Source organism: Phormidium tenue FACHB-1050 (assembly GCF_014696925.1).
Lineage (GTDB): Bacteria > Cyanobacteriota > Cyanobacteriia > Pseudanabaenales > Pseudanabaenaceae > Pseudanabaena.
In genome coordinates, this window is record NZ_JACJQY010000029.1 from 39,581 (window position 1) to 61,692 (window position 22,112).

18 protein-coding genes are annotated in these 22,112 nt (G+C 41.9%); 1 reads left to right on the top strand and 17 read right to left on the bottom strand.

From position 1 onward, the window contains the following. Positions 1-101 precede the first annotated feature (101 nt). The 14 genes from secA to cobO form a co-directional block, all read right to left on the bottom strand. The gene (gene secA, locus H6G05_RS16620) at positions 102-2,909 is read right to left on the bottom strand and encodes a preprotein translocase subunit SecA (RefSeq protein ID WP_190579485.1); all 2,808 of its coding nucleotides are present in this window, start codon (positions 2,907-2,909) and stop codon (positions 102-104) included. 167 nt (positions 2,910-3,076) lie between these two features. Further along, complete coding sequence (locus tag H6G05_RS16625) at positions 3,077-4,360, bottom strand: Glu/Leu/Phe/Val family dehydrogenase (protein ID WP_190579487.1); 1,284 nt, start codon at positions 4,358-4,360, stop codon at positions 3,077-3,079. Positions 4,361-4,548: 188 nt separating this feature from the next. Then, positions 4,549-6,603, bottom strand: a complete 2,055-nt coding sequence (locus tag H6G05_RS16630; protein WP_190579489.1) for a hypothetical protein — start codon at positions 6,601-6,603, stop codon at positions 4,549-4,551. Between the two features lie 128 nt (positions 6,604-6,731). Continuing rightward, positions 6,732-6,920 carry a CPXCG motif-containing cysteine-rich protein gene (locus tag H6G05_RS16635; protein ID WP_009626932.1) on the bottom strand — a complete coding sequence of 63 codons (189 nt, stop codon included), beginning with the start codon at positions 6,918-6,920 and terminating at the stop codon, positions 6,732-6,734. Positions 6,921-7,096: 176 nt separating this feature from the next. Continuing rightward, positions 7,097-7,978: a restriction endonuclease gene (locus H6G05_RS16640; protein WP_190579529.1), complete on the bottom strand. Its 882-nt coding sequence runs from the start codon at positions 7,976-7,978 to the stop codon at positions 7,097-7,099. Between the two features lie 183 nt (positions 7,979-8,161). After that, positions 8,162-8,431 carry a hypothetical protein gene (locus tag H6G05_RS16645; protein ID WP_190579491.1) on the bottom strand — a complete coding sequence of 90 codons (270 nt, stop codon included), beginning with the start codon at positions 8,429-8,431 and terminating at the stop codon, positions 8,162-8,164. Positions 8,432-8,477: 46 nt separating this feature from the next. Further along, positions 8,478-8,813, bottom strand: coding sequence for a ribulose bisphosphate carboxylase small subunit (locus tag H6G05_RS16650; protein WP_190579493.1), 336 nt, complete (start codon positions 8,811-8,813; stop codon positions 8,478-8,480). A 27-nt stretch (positions 8,814-8,840) separates the two neighbouring features. Beyond that, positions 8,841-9,338 (bottom strand): chaperonin family protein RbcX, encoded by a 498-nt coding sequence (locus H6G05_RS16655; RefSeq protein ID WP_190579495.1) that lies wholly within the window; start codon positions 9,336-9,338, stop codon positions 8,841-8,843. Between the two features lie 73 nt (positions 9,339-9,411). Beyond that, positions 9,412-10,842 carry a form I ribulose bisphosphate carboxylase large subunit gene (locus H6G05_RS16660; protein WP_190579497.1) on the bottom strand — a complete coding sequence of 477 codons (1,431 nt, stop codon included), beginning with the start codon at positions 10,840-10,842 and terminating at the stop codon, positions 9,412-9,414. Between the two features lie 698 nt (positions 10,843-11,540). Beyond that, positions 11,541-12,314 carry a DUF1350 family protein gene (locus H6G05_RS16665; protein WP_242025584.1) on the bottom strand — a complete coding sequence of 258 codons (774 nt, stop codon included), beginning with the start codon at positions 12,312-12,314 and terminating at the stop codon, positions 11,541-11,543. 751 nt (positions 12,315-13,065) lie between these two features. After that, positions 13,066-13,683, bottom strand: a complete 618-nt coding sequence (locus H6G05_RS16670; protein ID WP_190579499.1) for a DUF3611 family protein — start codon at positions 13,681-13,683, stop codon at positions 13,066-13,068. Positions 13,684-13,776: 93 nt separating this feature from the next. Next, complete coding sequence (locus H6G05_RS16675) at positions 13,777-14,424, bottom strand: Mo-dependent nitrogenase C-terminal domain-containing protein (protein ID WP_190579501.1); 648 nt, start codon at positions 14,422-14,424, stop codon at positions 13,777-13,779. A gap of 307 nt (positions 14,425-14,731) precedes the next feature. Continuing rightward, complete coding sequence (locus H6G05_RS16680) at positions 14,732-15,820, bottom strand: Gfo/Idh/MocA family protein (protein WP_190579503.1); 1,089 nt, start codon at positions 15,818-15,820, stop codon at positions 14,732-14,734. Between the two features lie 164 nt (positions 15,821-15,984). Continuing rightward, complete coding sequence (gene cobO / locus H6G05_RS16685; RefSeq protein ID WP_190579505.1) at positions 15,985-16,593, bottom strand: cob(I)yrinic acid a,c-diamide adenosyltransferase; 609 nt, start codon at positions 16,591-16,593, stop codon at positions 15,985-15,987. Between the two features lie 175 nt (positions 16,594-16,768). Here cobO and cax point away from each other — a divergent pair, with 175 nt between their 5' ends. Then, positions 16,769-17,851: a calcium/proton exchanger gene (cax, locus tag H6G05_RS16690; RefSeq protein ID WP_190579507.1), complete on the top strand. Its 1,083-nt coding sequence runs from the start codon at positions 16,769-16,771 to the stop codon at positions 17,849-17,851. A 29-nt stretch (positions 17,852-17,880) separates the two neighbouring features. Here cax and H6G05_RS16695 read toward each other — a convergent pair whose 3' ends face one another. The 3 genes from H6G05_RS16695 to H6G05_RS16705 form a co-directional block, all read right to left on the bottom strand. Then, positions 17,881-18,132 (bottom strand): HNH endonuclease, encoded by a 252-nt coding sequence (locus H6G05_RS16695; RefSeq protein WP_190579509.1) that lies wholly within the window; start codon positions 18,130-18,132, stop codon positions 17,881-17,883. Then, a complete protein-coding gene (gene ribD / locus H6G05_RS16700) occupies positions 18,129-19,244 on the bottom strand; it encodes a bifunctional diaminohydroxyphosphoribosylaminopyrimidine deaminase/5-amino-6-(5-phosphoribosylamino)uracil reductase RibD (RefSeq protein ID WP_190579511.1) in 1,116 nt (371 codons plus the stop codon). The genes H6G05_RS16695 and ribD overlap by 4 nt, the downstream gene beginning before the upstream one ends. 191 nt (positions 19,245-19,435) lie before the next feature. Then, the gene (locus H6G05_RS16705) at positions 19,436-22,078 is read right to left on the bottom strand and encodes an adenylate/guanylate cyclase domain-containing protein (RefSeq protein WP_190579513.1); all 2,643 of its coding nucleotides are present in this window, start codon (positions 22,076-22,078) and stop codon (positions 19,436-19,438) included. Positions 22,079-22,112 lie beyond the last annotated feature (34 nt).

Sequence of the window (22,112 nt, forward strand, 5' to 3'; positions counted from 1 at the left end):
GCAAGGGATAGGTAATAAATCAAAACTCAAAAGATAGGTGGCGTTGCGAAGCGCCGCCACTCCTAATTTAGTAAAGGGAGTGCAATGCACTCCCTTTGCTTTTAGACAAATTCAGCTTCGATGGTTTCGGGTTGTTGTTGAGGACGTGGATCGAACTCGAATAGAGAGTAGACAACATCGCGACGAATTTGCGTCATCATTTCTAGGAAGATCTCGTAACCTTCGCTCTTATATTCAATCAGAGGATCTTTTTGTCCATAGCCGCGCAAACCAACTGACTCGCGCAAAGCTTCCATTGCTTGCAAGTGATCGCGCCATAGAGAATCAATCCGTTGCAAGATAAAGAAACGTTCAGCCTGACGCATTAAGCCAACTTGTAATGACTCCACCTGTGCTTCTTTAATTTCGTAGGCACGGCGAACTTCTTCCCGCAAGAAAGCTTGCATCTCAGGCAAGAACATATCATCCAGCTGATCAGGTTCAAGATCTTGTAGGAGATTCACAAACTCCTTGATCTTTTTCACCATCGCCACAAGGTTCCATTCTTCGGGAGGGAGTTCTGGATTCACGTAGGCGTTGACGATATCATCCATCGTGCGCTCAGCATACTCGATCACGCGATCGCGTAAGTTTTCACCTTCCAGCACGCGACGACGCTCCGCGTAAATAGCACGACGTTGATTGTTCATCACTTCATCGTATTCAAAAACCTGCTTACGGATGTCGTAATAGTAGGTTTCTACTTTCTTTTGGGCGTTTTCTAGAGCGCTGGTCAACATTCCTGAACTAATCGGCATGTCTTCTTCAACGCGGAAGGCATTCATCAAACCAGCCACGCGATCGCCTGCAAAAATCCGCATCAGATTATCTTCAAGACTAAGGAAAAATCTGGTGGAACCTGGGTCACCTTGGCGACCGCAACGACCGCGTAACTGGTTATCCACACGCCGCGATTCATGACGCTCAGTGCCGATCACATGCAATCCACCAAGTTTCGTTACCAGCTCATGCTCAGCATCAGTGACTTCTTCATATTCACGCTTGATTAAGGTGAACACATCACGCAGCTTTTGAATAACTTCATCATCGGTAGGAGCTTTTTCAGAAGCAACCGCCAGCATTTCTTCCGCTTCCAATTCCGATTGACTCATTCTGCCTAACTTCTCAACTGCAAAATCTACAGCTTCTTTGAGCATCGTTTGGGCATCTTTGGAGAGTTCGCAAGGATAGAGACTATCGGATACTTTCCAAGTCTTTTTCTTTTTGCCATCCGTTGAGCCGAATCCTTGTCCCTTTTGAGGGCGATCGCTAAACATGCGTTGACCTTCATTGGTGAAGTCATCATCATCTTCAGGACGAACAATCATTGGCATAAAGCTTTCACGCACCTTCAAACGCGCCATGTAGTCAGCATTACCACCGAGGATGATGTCTGTACCACGACCAGCCATATTGGTAGCGATCGTGATCGAGCCTTTACGCCCTGCTTGAGCAACGATTTCTGCTTCCCGTTCCACGTTCTCAGGCTTCGCATTTAATAGATTATGAGGAATATCCTTTTCACTCAACAACCTTGCTAAGACTTCAGACTTTTCAACACTGGTAGTTCCGATCAGTACAGGACGACCTGTTTCATGCATCTCGCGGCATTCCTCAGCCACGGCACGCCATTTAGCAGCTTCTGTTTTATAAACTACATCTGACCAGTCACTACGTCCACTCTTGCGATTGGTAGGCATGGTCGTAACTTCAAGATTATAGATTTTTCCTAGTTCAGCTTCTTCGGTTTTGGCTGTGCCAGTCATGCCGCCAAGCTTAGGATAGAGCAGAAAGAAGTTTTGATAGGTAATTGTGGCTAAGGTTTGGGTTTCATTCTCAATATCTGTACCTTCTTTAGCCTCGATCGCTTGGTGCAATCCATCGCTCCAGCGACGACCAGGCATGACCCGACCTGTAAACTCATCAACGATCGTCACTTCTCCATCGCGCACGATGTAGTTGACATCTTTGAGGAATAATTCTTTTGCTTTGAGCGCATTAAATACATAGTGCGCCCAAGGATCAGCTTGGTCAAATAAATCCGTCACACCAAGTAGTTTTTCGGCAAGCTCAAAGCCTTCATCAGTCATGATCACGTTGCGCTGCTTTTCGTCAACTTCGTAGTGGGTTTCTTTTTGCAATTGATCGGCGATCGTCACAGCACCAATATATTTCTCGGTTGGACGCTCGACCATACCTGAAATAATTAGGGGTGTGCGAGCTTCGTCAATTAAGATCGAGTCAACTTCGTCAATTACACAGAAATTAAAGGTACGCTGCACCACTTCTTCGATGCTAGTCGCCATGTTGTCGCGTAAATAATCAAAACCTAGCTCACTGTTAGTGGCATAGGTAATATCACAGCCATAGTTTTTGCGCCGCTCAAATGGCTCCATTGAGTTTTGAATCAAGCCAACCGACATCCCTAGAAAGCGATGCACCTGTCCCATCCATTCCGCGTCACGACGGGCGAGGTAATCGTTAACCGTAACTACGTGAACGCCTTTTCCTGAAAGGGCATTGAGATAGCTGGGTAATGTGGCGACGAGAGTTTTGCCTTCCCCAGTTTTCATTTCGGCTATTTCACCTCGATGCAGTACCATGCCACCAAGCATCTGCACATCATAGTGACGCAAGCCTAGAACGCGCGTAGCAGCCTCACGGACAACTGCAAAGGCTTCAGGTAGGAGGTCATCAAGTGGTTCTCCTTTTTCGAGGCGCTGTTTAAACTCTCCTGTTTTTCCTTGCAATTCGCGATCGCTTAGCACCGCTAACTCTGGGGCTAGGGAGTTAATGAGAGCCACTTCGGGACGGAGTTTGTCAAGCTTACGCTTATTAGGATCGCCAATCAGGTTTTTTAGGTTAAACATAGCTACCGAATGCAGTTAAAACAGGGGATGCGCCAAACGTGATATTTAATACGATTTTGGACTACAAGTATATATTACCCGACTGTTGAGATTACAAGCTTCGGATAACCGAAGCGATCGCTAAACCAAATAAAAAAGTCTTGCGAAGCAAGACTTTTTTATTTGGTTTATTGCGCGTAATAAGCTCTTGTACCTTTAGCATCGATCGCTTCACTGAGGCGTGTCAAGGCATGGACATAGGCTGCGGTTCGCATGGAGATTTGTTTTTGGTCAGCAATCTTCCAGATTCTTAAAGTTTCGGCAATCATGCTGTGTTTGAGGCGATCGTTGACCTCTTCGATTGTCCAATACAAGCCACTACGATTTTGTACCCATTCAAAATAACTAACGGTGACACCACCTGCATTTACTAAAATGTCAGGAAATACCATGATCCCGCGTTTTTCTAAAATTGCATCCGCCGCAGGTGTGACTGGTCCGTTAGCAATCTCGAAAATATATTTAGCACAGATCTCGTGAGCATTATGTTCAGTGATTTGATTTTCTAGCGCCGCAGGAATCAAGATATCGACATCTAGTTTGAGTAATTCTTCATTGGTAATGATTTGATGTTCGACAATATTACAGACTGAATCCTGACAGTACACAGCCTGAAAACTGCGAGCCGAATTTTTATAACTAATGATGCTCGGTACATCTAGCCCTTGCTTAGCATAAATCCCACCTTTAGAATCACTTACCGCCACAACTTTGTAACCTGCCTTGCTCAACAGATCGGCGATCGCTGCACCTACATTGCCAAAGCCTTGTACTGCCACGGTTGTCCTTTCACGTTGCAATTTTAGCAATGGCAGCAAAGTTTCAATCGCAAAAAAAGCTCCCAATCCCGTTGCGGTTTCGCGTCCTAGACTACCCCCCATTGCGATCGGCTTGCCTGTAATTGCGGCTGGACAGAGCCGTCGTTGAATATTGCTATATTCATCCACCATCCATCCCATAATCGTCTGATTAGTCTGCACATCAGGCGCAGGAATATCCACATCTGCACCGATAAAATCAGCGATCGCATCGATATAGCCACGACTGAGACGTTCTAATTCAAACTTGGATAATTGCTTTGGATCGACTGCTACACCACCTTTTGCACCGCCAAAAGGTAAATTTACCGCCGCACATTTAAATGTCATCCAAAATGCTAAGGACTTTACTTCATCCATGTTCACATTCGGATGGAAGCGAATCCCTCCTTTAGTAGGTCCTCGCAAATCGTTGTAGCGCACCCGATAGCCTTGAAAAACTTTTAAGGTTCCATCATCCATTCGCACAGGAATGGAAACCTGCAAACTTGCTTTCGGAGATTTTAATCGCTCGATCGCATCTTCAGAAATATTCACATGGGCGATCGCATCGGCTAGTCTCTCGCTTGCCTGATCAAATAAGGACTCTGACACCAATAACTCCCGCAATTTGTGTTCTAGTATGTGTTAATCATAACTGTTGTTAGGTGAAAGGATTTCCAGCAATTGCGTGAGTCTTGGGCTGGCACGGGGGCGCAGCCCTTACAAGGTTCTAAATTTTTTAGGTAGGGGCAATCCCCCCGTGGTTGCCCTGCTTGGCTTTTAATCGCAGCAAGTAATTCTTAAATGGTTTCTTGAATATTATCGGAAGAGATTGTGGTGCTAATCTCAATTAGTGGAAGTAATACCCCGTTTTGAATCTGTCCATTAGTGCTGAGTTCACTATGACAGAGATATAAGCGATCGCCTGTACGATCCAACAAATCCCTCAGCAACCTCTGTAACCTTTGCATATCGGCATCACGTTGATTCTCGATTGTCCATCGTTCACCATTCCAACTTTTGAGAAAAAGAGGCGCACCAAAGAGAGAAGCGGCTCCACCCTGTAACCACAGATCAGAACTAGCATCTAACCAAAATTGCCAACGATGCGATCGCCTTGCCATCCGATATTGAATAATTGTTGCGAGGACAACGCTATCTTCAGGTTGATTAGGCGCATAGGGATTTGCCGTGACAGTACCTTGTCGAATCAGTTGAATAAAATTTTCGAGAATGACCGCATCTTCTAGATCGAGACGATATCCCAGTTGCCAGTAATATTGAGCAGTTTCAATCAGAGATTGTAAAGTCGCAGTATGTTCATAACTAAGCTTGCGCGGTTTAAAGAAAGCCTGAATAGCGCGATCAATAAATAATAGTGGTGCATCCTTGGACGATTGTTGTTCAATCCATTGCCGTAATTTTTCGTAGGCTTGAGTAGCTTCATAGCCAAGGCGATTCCATTGGTTATAGGTTTCAGCTTCTAGTAGTTGTGGATTTTCTGGATGTCTGGCAAAGCAATAGTCAGCAAGCATTCCCGCCCGCACTGGATCGATCGCTTCAGTAAGTACCACCAACATCTCGGCAATGTGATCTCGGCTAACCAGTTGACCAAGGTTGGGATAGACCAGTGAGATTAGAGTTAGCAGCGATCGCACTTGAGCGGAATAGGATAATGGACGCTGATCGTCGAGGGGAGTAATCTTAATATTCTTTTTGCGAAGAATTTCGATAATTGCGTAGTTGGCAATATTGTCTAACCCAGGGGCGATGATTGCAATCTCGTTGGCTTTGACTGCACCAGAGGCGATCGCTTCCACAATTGTTTCAGCAACATTGCGGAACAGCTTAGCCCGTGAAACTGATTCAATGGAATGAATGTTAGCGTAAGGCTCGATAAATTGTAAAATTGGTTCGTTAACGACTTGCAAAACTGATTCAGCGACTTCACTACCCAAAGTGTTGTCAGCATGGGGTAAATTGATGATTTCACATTCAGATTTGAGTTCTTGCCAATATTCAGGATCTGCTCCTAATCCCAACCTTGCCGATCCATCAGGATTAAAAGTAAACATGCCGATCGCACCATTCTTAAGCAGAAACTTGCATAAATCACAGGCGATCGCTGGCATCTCATCGGCGCGATCAACAATTACATAACGAAATCTCTCTTTGAGTTTCCGTTGATATTGAGGATTAGGAAGCAAGTAATGGGCGAACAGATCCGTAATGATTCCATAGGTAAGTAAGCCTCGTTCCCAGCAATATTTGCGCCATTCTAATAAAGCTTCACCAATCTCTTGCCATTGCTCTAATATGCTATTCCCAGCATCTTCAGGATTTTCGACTACATTAGTCTCGATACCAGCATTTAAAATTGCAGGAATTTCGGTGATCTGGCGATCACTATAGGCAGCTAGTAGAAATAGGTCTAATAATCTCCGAACTAGGCGATCGCGCCCGATCCCTTCCATTTGCAAAGTTCCTGTTTCGATGCGATCTTTCCAGAGCTTATTCGCAAGTTCCTGCTCATTCTCAACTCTTAAGATTAAAGGGAACTGGGCTTTGAGATCGAGATTTTTAACTAATAATGTCCAAAACAAGCGCACTTCATCACGAAAAAAACTGATGGGGGTGACAGCGGTGACGGGATAGCTGCCGTGGGTGACAATGGTTAGGCGATCGCTAAGTTCACGGCGTTGTTGAGAATCGACGGTAAGCACCAAAACTTTTTGGGAAGCCGCTTGGGGATTGGACTGATAAGCAAAATCCGTTTCCGCCCAATCACAAAACCGCTGAACTATTCGCTCAGTCTTGCCACTCTTACTTCCACCTTCAATCCACAAATTCGTCATATTAGACTTGTAGTTCCATTATCTTTACGGTAATTATCGTCAATTAAAGAGGATGACGGGTAATTGTTGATAAAATTTTTGCAAGATATGAAGAATGAGCGTTAATGGATTTCTCACTAGAAAGTTTGCTAACTTTCTGGCTCACTGTTAATTTCGATATCTAGGGTGTCTTCATCAATCTCAATATATAGAATATTGGGCTGACAGCAAACTTGACAATCTTCCACATACGACTGTTGCATTCCTCCACTAAAATCAACAAATGTCGTATTAGTCTCGCCACAAAAAGCACAGGTATATTCAGCAGTATCTTGCATTGTTTAAAATTTAATTGTAAGCGATTTGATGGGTTGTTTGAATATTACTCAAAGCGATCGCCCCTTCATCTTCCCAAAACAAGGCGATCGCCTCTAATCAAAATCAAGAACCAGCGATCGCCAATTCATCTCTCCAAAATAATGACTTGCGATTACTAAAGCATCAATAGTTTTATTCATTCTTCGATAAAATAATCTGAATCAATTTTACTGATTTTGATTATTTCTTTAACAGTAACGCCAACTTCATGTTCGATCATTAAATTAGTTAACATTTCACCATCAATTAAGACTATAGCTGCATTGCTTGTATTATTGGCATATTCGATTGCTTCTTTGGTGAAGAAAGCTGTAGTCATAAAAACTCCTTTTTTTGCCCTTTTTCCATCTAATGCACCAACAAATTTTTGAATTTCTGGTCTTCCAATTTTCGTCTCTTTTTTCCATCTTTTAGCTTGGATATAAATCTTGTCAAGCCCTAATTTATCTTCTTTGATAATTCCATCAATTCCCTCGTCACCAGATTTTTGAGTTGCTTTACCATTAGCAAGATTTGATTCACCATAGCCCATTTTTATCAGAAGATCTAATACAATTTCTTCAAATTTGTAAGGTGAAATATCTTCTAAATTTTTTAGTAGTAATTTTGACAACTCTATTCTAATTCTCTTATAACCCTCTTCTATCATCTCGTCAGGAGTTTGGATCGAGATATCAGATTGCTCGTTGGATGAATTAGTATCTATATTTTCAATATTTTTATTTGGGTTAATTTCCTTCAAAAATCTTATGGTTATTTTTTTAGGAGGAGATTTTAAAACCTTTAACCCCAAATCAGAAATTTTATATTTTCCTCTTTCAGGACTAAAAATAAGACCTCCAGTCCTTAAATAAGAAATAGACCAAGCAATTCTATTAAAAAATAGTATTTGTTTACCATTAGGCGTTTTGGTTTGCTTCTCTTCTTCTGTTATTTGGAAGTAATTTATTGCGTGATTTCTGAGTAAATTTGAGTCATAGATGTTACCGTCTTGCATTTTCTCTAGTAGTGGCAACATAGCGGTCTGAAAATCTGGAATCAACTTTATCTAACTCCATAGTTACAAAATATTCTATTCGGCTTGTAAAACATTTAACTTCATTAATTGCTAGTAAGAGCAAGCATCATTACTAAAAATTAATTTATCATTTTCTAATTCCTACATCAACTTTGGCAAGTCAAAATCCCCTAAAATTTCATTTTATTTAGATTCTTCTTTAAGTCCAGCAATACCCATAACTGCGAAGGTTGATGCAACTGTCACTTTTATGACAACAATTACCCAAAATGAAATTGGTTGATCTACTCGCGTAATTGGATTGCTTTTAGGCCTTGCAACAATCTGCCCAGTCATCAATTCGTAAATGACTACACCAAATATTATGACCGAGGCGATGAGTTGCCAACCACTTACACTTATCTTTCGATTCATGTCATCTTTCACTATCCAGAACATTTGACTTCTAACCATAAAACAAAAAAACCCCGCAATGCGGGGTTTTTTTGTTTGTTAAAGCTTAGTAACGAGCGCTGTTAGGCTTGTGTACGATGAAGCTTTGGACTTGGCACTGCTTGATGTTGTCGAAAGCAACAACACGGATGAAGCTACCAGGATAGCTAGAGCGGCAAGCTTGAACTTCGCTCAAAACTTCTTGAGGAGTTCTGGCGTTGAACAAGGGCAACTTCCAAAGAGTCCAGTAGTGAACAGCAGGATCGGAATCTTCGTTAAATTCGATCGCAGGATAGAAACCTTGCTTCAAGGTGTACTCGATTTGACGAGTGATTTGAGCATCGCTCAAAGGGGGAAGGTAAGAAAGAGTTTCGTAACGACGCTCTTTTGGTAAAGTTTGCATTATTTCCTCGCGATTGAAATTATATTGCTATTGATTTTTTTGTGTGGAAGCGCGATCGCCTTCAACATCTGAGTCAGCAGCAACTTCTGGAGAACTTTCGAGAACAACCTCTGAACTAATTTCCAGATTACTCTCTAAATCAGGTTCAGAACTAAGATTCTCACATTCTGCATATCCTTCAGAAGCCTGAACATTCATGATGCGCTCAAAATGCTGACGACGAAGCTGCATATTTGATTGTTGGATGCCAGTACGAGTCATTTCTGGCAGAAATTCTAAAATCTCATTAGCAAGATGCTCCCGTACTGTCATAACCCGAAAAGCCATTTCTTGGTGAACCTCAAAGAGGTCTTTGATATAAAGCTCGCCATTTTGGAGTCTTTCGCGCGTCGAGAATTGATTAAACCAGAGAGCTTTTAACTTATCGGTTTCTTCCAATTGCTCGGCAATTGTCTTGACAGCCTCGAAGGTCAAAAAATTGATCAACATTTTGGCTGTGGACTTAGTACTGCGCTTGATATCCATAGGCTGAACTTAACCAAGATTTATTACTATAGTGTTTCACAATGCGAAACACTATAGTAATGGAGCTAATCAATTAGACGGTATCCATTGCTTCAAACTCGAACTTGATTTCCTTCCAGAGTTCAAGAGCAGCATTCAATTCAGGAGACCAACGACCAGCTTCACGAAGAATGTCGCCACCTTCACGCATCATGTCGCGACCTTCGTTACGTGCTTGTACGCAAGCTTCAAGCGCAACGCGGTTAGCGGTTGCACCAGGAGCAGCACCCCATGGGTGACCCAAAGTACCACCACCAAACTGTAAGCAAGAGTCATCGCCGAAGATTTCAACGAGCGCAGGCATGTGCCATACGTGGATACCACCCGAAGCAACGGGAAGTACACCAGGCATAGAAGCCCAATCTTGAGTGAAATAGATACCGCGAGAGCGATCGAGTTCGATGTGGTCTTCACGCATTAGGTCAACAAAGCCCATGGTGATGCCCTTTTCGCCTTCGAGCTTACCAACAACGGTTCCAGAGTGAAGGTGATCACCACCAGACATACGCAGACACTTAGCCAAAACGCGGAAGTGAATCCCGTGGGTTTTTTGACGGTCAATAACTGCGTGCATAGCGCGGTGAATGTGCAAGAGCAAGCCATTGTCACGGCAATACTTAGCAAGAGTGGTGTTAGCTGTGAAACCACCAGTCAAGAAGTCATGCATGATGATTGGAGTGCCGATTTCTTTTGCGAAAGCTGCACGTTCCATCATTTGCTCACAGGTAGGAGCAGTAACGTTCAAGTAGTGACCCTTGATTTCGCCAGTTTCAGATTGAGCTTTTTCGATTGCTTCTTGTACAAACAGGAAGCGATCGCGCCAGCGCATGAAAGGCTGAGAGTTAATGTTTTCGTCGTCTTTGGTGAAGTCCAAACCGCCGCGTAGACATTCGTATACTGCACGACCGTAGTTCTTAGCAGACAAGCCCAATTTAGGCTTAATGGTACAACCCAATAGAGGACGACCGTACTTGTTCAACTTGTCGCGTTCAACTTGAATACCGTGAGGAGGTCCTTGGAAGGTCTTCAGGTATGCAATAGGTACACGGATGTCTTCTAGACGAAGTGCGCGAAGAGCTTTGAAACCGAATACGTTACCGACCAATGAGGTGAGCAAGTTGGTTACAGAACCTTCCTCGAACAAGTCAAGAGGGTAGGCGATGTAAGCGATGTATTGATTATCTTCGTTGGGTACTGGTTCAACATCGTAGCAACGACCTTTGTAGCGATCGAGGTCGGTCAACAAGTCTGTCCATACAGTTGTCCAAGTACCTGTAGAAGATTCAGCAGCTACCGCAGCAGCAGCTTCTTCTGGAGGTACGCCTGGTTGAGGCACGAAACGGAAAGCGGCGAGAAGGTCAGTATCTCTGGGTGTGTAATCGGGGGTATAGTACTTTAGTTTATAGTCCTGAACACCTGCGTCGTACCCAGCCTTAGCTTTAGACTGTGTTTTTGAGTAAGACATTAATATCTCCTTACTAGATTTAAATGAGAATCAGTAAACTGCACGAAGCTCTGCAAAAAAAACTTAAGAGTCAGAGTCAATAGTCAAATCGAAAATTAAAGAAAGATTAAAAATCTATTAAAAATCTAATTAGCCCTTTGATGTCTGCTTCTTCTTGGAATAATTTTTTGCTTTATATAAGTTAATCCTATCAGGAATCCTTCGTGTGAATTCCTTGAGCGATGTCTCTAATTTAAACATAAAGTGCGTATCCACATTTACTTTTTTTGCAAAAAAATTTTTGAAACTCGCTATTTTTGGTAACAAATTCATATAAAAAATTTATATAACTCTAATAAGGTAGATATATCCCCTAGTACTTGTTTTTGCGAGATATTCCTAAACCAACAACCCCAAAACCTTGATTAATAAGGATTTGTGGATAAGTCTAGTTATAAGTTTATGTTAAGAAAAATAGCAATCTCGCAATCTATTTTAGTGATCGGCTGATACATACCAACACAAAAACTAATATGAATAGTTAGGAATTTTAATAAGATTAAAACAATATTAGAAATCCTAATGACTTATATATAAATACAAAATCAATTGATTTTGATCTGACTTTGTTGTTAGCTTATCTATTGATTTAAATAGAGTATTTTTACTCATTGCTATTATTGCTAAAAAAAGTAGGGGTGCAAAGCACCCCTACTTTTTTAGACGATTTGCTGTGTCAGCCATGCTAGTAAGACTAGTTCTAAGCTCTGATTATTTTTGTGCATTTCTTGCTTAACCCATTGCGCGATCGCATCGATCGCCGAAAAACTAGAACCTGCTTGCCATTTCACATCCAGCCCCATAGATGTGAGATGAGTGCCTTCGAGGGTTTGCAAGCTGATAGTTTTAGGGAATTTTTGTTTGAGTAGTTGAGCAAGGATGGAAATTTCATCAATACCATCGTCCACAAATTTGACTAATAAATTATTTGCGGTCTGATAGTTGGCATTAATAAGCTGTTCAGTTTCCTTGGGTGTGGGGGTGAAATCCATTGACGACATTTCGGGAATCTTGCCAGCTAGTTCTTTGAAGAACGGAATTGAGCGATCGGCGCTGTAGTTGTTGTAGGCAATGTAGATGTTGCCAGCACGGGTAGGCTTGTACAGGCAATTAATTAATAGATGGATTTTGCAGCCCATGCTATGTCCCATACCAAATACGGGGAAATAATCGAGAAATAGTTTGCTGCGTACCTTGCGAAATGAGGTGTGGACTTCGCGAGCAATTTGACGATGATCGAAGGTGTTATTTAAAAATGGCGTAGCCACGATCGCATAATCATTTTTAGCAAGTTGCTCTAGGACTCGACCATAGGCAACATGGGGAGCCGCCGCAAAAAATGCTCCACCCAAAAAGTGAATTACGCCCTTGGGTTTGGGTGGTGTTAATACCCAGTTATCTTCGATTTGCTTCCACTCCATCGTTTTTGCCATTCTTTACATTTCTTTATATATTCTATCGCGAATAAAAATGCGAATTGCGGATTAAGCGAATTACTATTTGGAGAGTTATACCAAATCACAAAATGGCTACGCCATTTTGTGATTTTAAAACCCTTACTGGGTTTAGTTTTTAATTCCCGAAAGTGTAGCCACACTTTCGGGAATTGGTATTATTTCAGTAGCTTCTATAGCAATGTAAGTTTTGCTTAGGACATTGAACCCAAAAGATGAGTGGCGGCGCTTCGCGCCGCCACTCATCTTTTGGGTTTTGATTTTTGTCCGAGCTATCTCTTACATTGCTATAACTCTAGAATGGGGCAGCGATCTCGCATCTGGTGATTAAATGTATGAGGACATAAAACCCAAGAAGAGAATGGCGGCGCGAAGCGCCGCCATTCTCTTCTTGGGTTTTGCTGCTGTAATATGCTTTGAGAGAAAAAGAAAATTTATCTTAATCGTCTTTTTCTAGTCTATGACCAAATCTGATTAAGCAAACACAACTTGGAGCCACTATAAGTGGTAACAATATCGCTAATATTAGGAATAAATTTTTTCCAGTAAATACAGATAATAAAAGTAAATTAATTGTATAAAAAATTGTGCAAAATAGACCTATCACACCAATAATTATCAAGATAAGTGAATATAATTTATTCATGTTTGCCAAACTTCATTGATGCCATGATCATCGTGCTGATATAAATAAAAAGGCTCTTATTTTATAGTAAATACCAATAAACTTTTATTCGCGATTAGGTTTATCGGTGGCTTTGTTTAGTAGCCATAAAGAGCAGACCAAACCAACAAAGTGAGCAAAGATAATATTGAAACTAGCTTGAATAATTTGAAAGTCGAGGGGCTGAATTACGGAGTTAAAGCTGCCTGCACCAGGTAATATTGCTTGTCCTTGTCCTGCTCTTAGTGTTAAAGCACCGATAATCGCAAAGGCTCCCAGTAAAGTAACAAACATTCCAATCAGATTAATAATCAATCCAATTTTGATTTGAAATACAGTTTGGCTTTTAGTTGGACGATCAGGCGATCGCAGCTTTTTTGCCATTTGCGTATAACGATAATTCCAAAAAATACTTGCACCTAATACAGCCACACCTGCCCAAGCAAAGCTCAGTCCTGGTAATGTCGCAGGACTAGTATCCAATCCTGTGGGACTAACTACTTGTCCAGCCCTAGGAAACAAGAAAAGTTGCAGTAAGACAACCGAAGAAACTACACATAAAACGACTTGTGTCCAAAAAGCAGTCCAGCCCCACCGCCGAAATGCTAAAACAACGCGCAAGACATTGGGCGAGACATCACTGTTGTCGTCTTCTTTTTTGGAATTTTTTAGTTCTCTGGGCATTGTTTTAGTGGGGCTGCTTATGAAACCAGTAAATACTATAACGTTTTCCGCTTTCTTCCAAAAAAGTAATAAGGGCGCTTTGCGCCCCTATTACTAACAATATTTTGAGACATCTTCACCTTTATCAGCGAGATAACTTAGCGATCTAAACCGCAATCCCACTAATTGATCATATAGAGGATTAATCTCGCACATTGCAGGTATATGCATAATTTTGCGTCCGAACAAGACAATATCACGCTCAAAAGGGCATTGTGCAGGAACAACCTTACAGATTAAATTAGCAAGGCGTGAATCATGAATATCCATATGATCAAGCCATTCTTTAACAGGCTCTAATACACTGGGGTGATGTTCTTCGTGGTGAGAGTTAGCTTCTAGGTTTTTACGTAAATCGTTAATGGGTTTTACTTCTTGGTTGAGCGCCTTGCAAAATCCTTGGATGACCTGATCTTCAGTATCTGTATATTGACCATCGGCAAGAGCCATCATCACAGCCATTCGCAAGAAGTTTTCGCCTACCTCGCGATCGCTACCCAATGCGTCAACCAATTCTTGAGCACTAATTGGTTCAAAATTAGAAATTGTTATTTCTTCTCCCCATTCGTCACTATGGCTAATTTGATCGAAAAGGGTACGCTCTTGTTCACTGTAATCATTATCTGCAAGGGCTACGCTCATGAGTCCGCGTAACCAAGCGGAAATCTGTGATTGTGTATAAGGTTTACGATTTGTTTGCATAACACATCAGTCTACAGGTTGACTAAAATCATAGATTGATTTGCCTTGATTTGTTGCTAATCATGCATTAAGGAATGTTTAACAATCTTCATTCCTGTAACACAGCAATTCTTATATTTAGGTATTTCCAGCGCCTTCGGCGCTGGAAATACCTAAATCGATTGTTTGAAAGCCCGCCAACGGCGGACTTTCAAACAATCGATTTTTATAATTAGAATTGCTGCCTGTAACATCAGGTTAACGCCATTGTCTGCCATTTGCGGCGTGCTTCGCACGCCACAAATGGCGATATCGAACTCTCGTCAGTTTAGATAGACAAAGGTACATTCATCCATTTTTTTTGCTGGTGAGACTCTTGAGTTAAATCCATGAGCAACTGTGACCATGCACCTTCATAAAGACTCGGGGTCATCGGTTGACCAGTTTGAATTGACTTGACCCAGCGATCGCATATGGCTAGCACAGGCGCAAGGCGACCATCAGTATAGGTTTTTGGAAGTTCATATTCGGTTGGAATTGGTAGGATTTCCATGTCGGTGCGATCAATTTTGCCCTGTCGCAAACTGAAGCCATGAACATAATCCGATTGATTGGAGCTACCCAGTACAAGGGTTCCGTTTTCACCGTAAACCGTCAGCCAATGCCCACGACCGCGATAGGTGACAGTACTAAGGGAAATATTGCAGGGAGTTCCATCGGCAAGTTCTAGAAGAATGTTACAGGTGTCGTCAGCATCGACGGGACGCATAACACCGTCTGCATCGGGACGTTCAGTAATGCCTGTGCTGAGTTGACCTGAGAGACTTTTGATATCGCCAAATAGCCAACGTACATAATCAAAGGCATGGGAACCGATCGCACCTAATGCACCACCACCAAAAGCTTTTTGACTATACCAATTCCAAACCCGCTTAGGATCGGCACGTCCTTGCACTAGCCAATCGATTTGAATCAGTCTTTTTTTGCCCACATGATTCTGATCTAGGAGATGTTTGAAATATTGCCATTGCGGGACACAACGAAATTCAAAGTCGGTAGCAGTGATCACTTGTCGTTCTTGAGCAAGACGATAAAGTGCGATCGCTTCTTGAAAATTCATGGTCACAGGCTTTTCTAGCAAAATATGCTTGCCAGCTTCGATCGCGGTTTTTGCTTGTTCATAATGAAAACTTGGCGGTGTGGAGATGGTGACAGCTTGGACTTGTTGCAGTGCAAGTAAATCTTCAAGGCGATCGCAAGCATGAGGAATATTAAATTTATCAGCTATTTGCTGAGCTTTGAGGCGATCGCGATGGTATACCGCCACAACTTCTGTATCAGGATGAATTTGTAGAGCAGGAATATGGATAATCTGACCAAATCCTGTTCCAATAATACCAACACCAATTTTCGACATATTTTTTATTGTTTGAATGATTTGAGTCGGACTTACCCCCTTTAATTCCCCCTTGCAAAGGGGGAAAACTAGAAATCTTATTCCCTCCCCTTTGCAAGGGGGGGGTTAGGGTGGGGTAAATTTTAAATAAGAAACCACTTTAGAAAGAGTGCAAAGCACTCTTTCTAAAACTCTATTCCTGCTTGAGCTTTAACACCTTGCTCTCTAAAAGGATGTTTGACAAGTTCCATTCTTGTTACTAAGTCAGCAACTTCAATTAGTTCGGCAGGAGCGCCACGACCAGTGAGAATCACATGGGAATCAGCAGGTTTCTCTTTTAAACCAGTAATCACCGTTTCCACATCAAGATAGCCGAGTTTGAGAGCAATATTTACCTCGTCTAGCAAAACTAGTTTGTATTCAGGATTTTTGATATAGCCCAGTCCTACTTCCCAAGCTTCTTTAGTTTTTGCGATATCGCGATCGCGGTCTTGGGTCTCCCATGTAAATCCTTCACCCAAAGCCTGAAAAACGAGTTGATCTTGCCACATTTCAAATACTTTCTTTTCCGCAGGTTCCCATGCACCTTTGATAAATTGGACGATCGCAACTTTATATCCATGCCCTAGCGATCGCAATACCATCCCCAAAGCGGCTGTAGTTTTACCCTTGCCATCACCAGTGTTGATAATAATCAGCCCTTTTTCGAGTTTACGCTCTGCGACTCGCTGATGTTGTACCTCTTGGCGGCGTTGCATCTTGGTGCGATGTTGTTCGGCAGTAAGTTCAGTCATAAAGGATTCCTGTTGAGCGGCAGTCAAGTATTGAGTTGCTAAAACATTTTATCGCAACCGTCATAATGCTTAGAAAAAATTAACCCCAAAAAGTTAGGGTCGGTTACTTCGCAACCAACCCTAACTTTTTGGGGTTTTGTTGGTATATTTAGCCTTGACGCTACAACGGCTGAATATGTTTAAGAAAATCTTCTCCTATGGTTTGCTTGCGTTTGTACCGATATCGGTCATTGGTCACTTGCTAGGATGGAATTCGACACTGGTGTTTGTGACCTCAGCGATCGCAATTTTGCCCTTAGCAGGTTGGCTTAGCACGGCAACTGAGGAAATCTCGGTAGTTTTGGGGCCTTCATGGGGCGGTTTGTTAAATGCGACTTTTGGTAATGCAACGGAGCTAATCATAGCGATCGTGGCTCTGAATGCAGGATTTACTGGCGTGGTCAAAGCTAGTATCACGGGTTCAATTATTGGCAACCTGTTGCTGGTGATGGGTTTGTCCATGTTTTTGGGTGGACTACGTTATAAAGAACAGGAATTTCAGCCAACTATGGCGAGATTAAATGCTTCTGTCATGAATTTAGCTGTAATTGCAATTTTGTTACCAACGGCTGCAAATTTTACAACTGCGGGGATCAGTGAAGAAATTTTACAAAACCTATCGATCTCAGTGGCGATCGTGCTGATCGTTGTTTATTGTTTAACGCTCCTCTTCTCGATGAAAACTCATGCCTATCTCTATGATGTGGGCAAATCAGAAGCAGATGATGCTGAGGAGAAGGAAGGGCATCCACAGGAAATCAATCTTAAATTGTGGATTTCCGTTCTACTTGGTGTGACTTTGTTAGTTGCTTTAGAATCTGAGCTTTTAGTAGGAACTTTAGAAGAAGCAACTGCTCAACTCGGACTAACAGAACTATTTACTGGGGTAATCCTATTACCAATCATCGGTAATGCTGCCGAACATACAACAGCGATTACGGTAGCGATGAAGAACAAAATGGAACTATCGGTATCGGTTGCCGTGGGTTCAAGTATGCAAATCGCGCTATTTGTTGCACCGTTGCTGGTGATTATTGGTTGGTTTATGGGGCAACCAATGGATTTAAACTTTAATCCCTTTGAGTTAGTGGCGGTTGCGGTAGCAGTACTGATTGCCAACTCGATTAGTTCCGATGGGCGATCGAATTGGCTAGAAGGCTCTTTGCTAGTAGCGACATACGCAATTCTAGGATTTGCATTCTATTTTCAACCAGTCTAAACAAAGCGGCGCAATGCGCCGCTTTTGTTTTAATCGCTATACAATCTCCGAAAGCGTGGATCAAGTTTGGCACTTTTCTCTCGATTACATTTTGCACAAAGAGTTTGAAGATTACTCAAGTCATTAGCTCCACCTTGCGCGAGGGGAATAATATGATCGACTTGTAAGTTTTTAGCAGTAAGGTCGATTTTGTGGCAGCTTTGACATTGATAATTATTCCTCTCAAAAACATATTTTCTTAGGTCAGGTGGAAGACTAATACGAGGTGTTTTGTCATTCATTGTAGATAGCCAGTAATTAAGAAGTCTGTACCAATTTGTTGAAATTGCGATCGCTCTAGACTCATCGCATCAGTCATCATCATTAATCCTAGATCATCAATAGGACTAGGAGCTGTAAATCCCCCAATTAACTTAGGCGCTATAAAAGCATAAACTTTTTGTACCATTTTAGCCTTAATAGCAGCCGCACCTAAACGCCCTCCACATTCCCATAAAACTGTATTGCAGCCACGCTTACCCAATTCTTGCATCACGACTTCAGGAGATATATCATCTAATTCAAGAACTTCAACTTGGCGATCGCGTAGTTTTTGCTTTAGTTGAGGATTAATATTAGGTAAAGTGATTAGCAAAGTTTTTTCGGTATCTGTAACTTTCCATAAACTAGCTTCATCAGGCAGATCGCAGCTTTGAGTAACTACTACTCGCAAAGGAGAATGCACACTCAATCCATGGGTATTTAAATGGGGATTATCGAGCCTAACAGTATTGCCACCCGTAATAATTGCATCACATCCCACACGTAGGTCATGCACTACATGCCGAGCCTCTGAACCAGTAATCCAATAGCTATGCCCTGAAGTTGTCGCAATTTTGCCATCAAGAGTCATCGCATATTTAAAAATGCCAAAGGGCAAATTCGTTTTCATGCGATGGAAGAATGCTTCATTGAGTTCTAGACATTGCTGTTCTAAAACACCTGTAGTAACTTTCACCCCTGCCGCCAACAAGCGATCGCGACCAGTTCCAGATACTTGTGGATTAGCATCGATCGCCCCAATGACCACCTCGCCAATTCCTGCTTTGATAATAGCTTCAGAACAAGGCGGCGTGCGTCCGTAATGATTACAAGGCTCTAGATTGACGTATAAAGTAGCATCTTGTAGATCCTCACCCGTTTGTTGCGCGGCGCGAATTGCGAATACCTCTGCGTGAGGTTCCCCTGCCTTAGGATGGAAGCCTTCGCCTAATATCTGTCCATTTTTGACAATTACACTTCCCACCATCGGATTTGGGGCAGTTTGTCCTCGCGCCTTTTTCGCTAAATCTATACAGCATTGCATCCAGCGATCGTGTTGTGATGTTGATTCTTTATCTATGTTTTCTAACATGTAGGTTATCTAAAAATTGTAAATTTATAGTTAATGCTAAAGCAGATTGTGATGTCAAATAGTAGTAAGCCAAGAACTCAAGTTCTTGGTTTAAAGCTCAAGTCCACTGAAGTGGACTACATAATGCTGTTAATTAACCCGTTTCAACGGGTTTGAGCTTTTAGCCCGCACTTGAGTGCAGGGCTGGCTGGTTACTGCTTTCCTATTAAGAAATAAGTAATCATTTCCCCTTTACCTTTGATCTCAATCTTTTTCTGAGGAGCAAATTGGAACTTATCCTTTAAAACTTGATAGGTTACTTCCGTAACTTGAATGCAACCCGCAATCCCATGCGACTCCATACGACTAGCAATATTCACCGTATCACCCCACAGATCATAAATAAATTTTTTCTTACCAATTACGCCTGCAACAGCCTGTCCAGTATGAATACCAATCCGCAAATTAAAAGGACTGCCATCAGGACGGATAAATTTGCTAATTGACTGTTGCATGTCTAGAGCCATGGAGGCAACTGCTTCCGCGTGATCGGAGCGTGGCACAGGCAAACCACCTACCGCCATATAAGAATCTCCAATCGTTTTGATTTTCTCTAAACCATAGAAATCAACTAAGCGATCAAATTCAGAAAATATCTCATTGAGCATATGGACGAGTTCATTAGCTGATACTGAAGATGCAAACTCTGTAAATGATACGATGTCTCCAAATAGAACTGTTACTTCTTCAAAGGTGTCGGCAACAATCGTGCCACTAGGTTTTAATTTGGAGAGGGTGGAATTTGTGAATATTTCAGAAGTACTTTTAATCGGAATACTGGTAGGCGTATAGATCGGAGAAGACTTCAACCGCTCCGCGATCGCCTTTGGTAAAACATTGAGTAGTAGACGCTCTGAACGCATTTTTTCAACCTTTAAATCATCCTCGGCACGTCGGCGTTCTTGAGCTTCCATTCCTAAAGACAATAACTCTGACAAAGAACTAGCAAAGCTGATTTCCTCAAGCAACCAAAAACGCTCTGTACCAATTTGTTCAAACATCAAAAGCCCAATGGTTTCCCCGCCAATGTCAAAGGACGATATTAATAGAGATACAATACCAAGAGGTCTGAGATAGTCTGGTCGTAGCTCGATCAATATTTCTTCATCTTCAACATCTTCTATCATCAAGCTACGATTTTCTTGGAGCGCTGCAAAAAAACTTGGAAATTTATCTGTTCCCAGAAAATCAGCTTCATTATGGGTTTTACTACTTTTTACGTAAAGATCGAGACAATGTAATCTAGTTTTCGTATTGTCAAATAGCCAGACACTCACGCGCTCAACATCTAGAGTCTGACTAGCGGTTTCGGTAATATTCTGCACCGCTATAATAAAGTCCCCCAAGTTGAGAGCTTTATTTTTAGTGAGATCAATCAAGATCTTTTGTTGTCGGCGCAGTTGTTGTTCGCGACGTTGCAACAAAAAATTATTCCGTTGCAGCAATAACTGAGAATCGGCTAGTTCACTAGTTCTTTCTTGAACTCGTGACTCTAATTCAGTATTGGCTTTTGCAAGACGATTAAAGGATTCTGTCAGCATTTCCGCCATCCGATTAAATGACTCAGATAAAACTTTGACTTCGCTTGTGCCTTGTACCGACACCCTAGAGTCCAAATCACCATTAGCGATCGCTTGAGAAGCACCACTTAATTTGAGCAATGGTTCCGTAATATAACGTGCTGTCATCATGCCAATCAAGATCGCTAAACCTAACGCCGCCAGACTAAACAAGATCGTTATTTGTTGGCGATGATTAATTTGTGACATAAAACTAGATTCGGGCAGCACCACCACAATCAACCAATCTAGTCCATCGCGATCGCGCCAAGACTGTACTTGAATGAAATGTTTTATCCCTTCAAAATTTGGTTCTAATTGTTCTTTATCCTGAATCGAATTAAACCCACCAAACTCACTAATTAGATAGCGAGCAGTCGCTCTTGATAACGGATCGCTACTATTTAGAATATTTAGACGTTGTGGGTTTCCATTAACAATTGAAAATGTTTTTTCACCACTAGACGATCCGACAACTAGCCCTGAACGCTCAATAATAAAAATACGTCCTGATTGATCTGATTTTAGCTCATTTAAAAAGGAATTCAATTGCGTGAGAATGAAGTCAACACCTAGCACTCCAATGATTTTGCGATCGCGGTCATACAGTGGATAACTATGGGAAATTGATAAGACTTCGGGACGATCAACCCATTGATAAATTTTTGTCCAAGTAGGTTTGCCTGCCTTTATCGCATCTGCGTACCAGCCCTCCTCTCGGACATCCTCATCCGTTTCGATGACCTCTTGCAATTGTTGGCGATTGCCTTCTTGGTCTGATGAGAAACTAGCTGTTTTGGTAATCCCTCTCGCTAAAGTTGTCTCGTTAATGACTATTTGTCCATTATCTTTACGTTCAACACCAATAAACTCTTGGTTATCAAAGGCAAAGTTAATATAGCCAACTTTATATAGATTGATCTGCGTCCAAAAGAAAGCTCCTACTTGCTGAAAATTCTTTAAATTGAGCATACCTAACCTTACGGCATCCACATTAGTTTGATTGATCTGCGGTGGTACTCGTAAATAATTATCAAGTTTTACACTAATGCGATCGCTCATCTCTCCACTTAATTGGGTTGCGAGTTCCCCAACAGCTTGCTGTCCATTCCGAAAAGAGAAAATTCCAACAACCCCAACCGTTATAACAATCTGCACCACAAAAGGGACAACTAAAATCAGCGTTAACGGAATATTTTTAAATAACTTAGGTGTATAGGAGATTTTCAACATCATGGATAACCAATTTATCTTGACGGCAGGTGGGAGT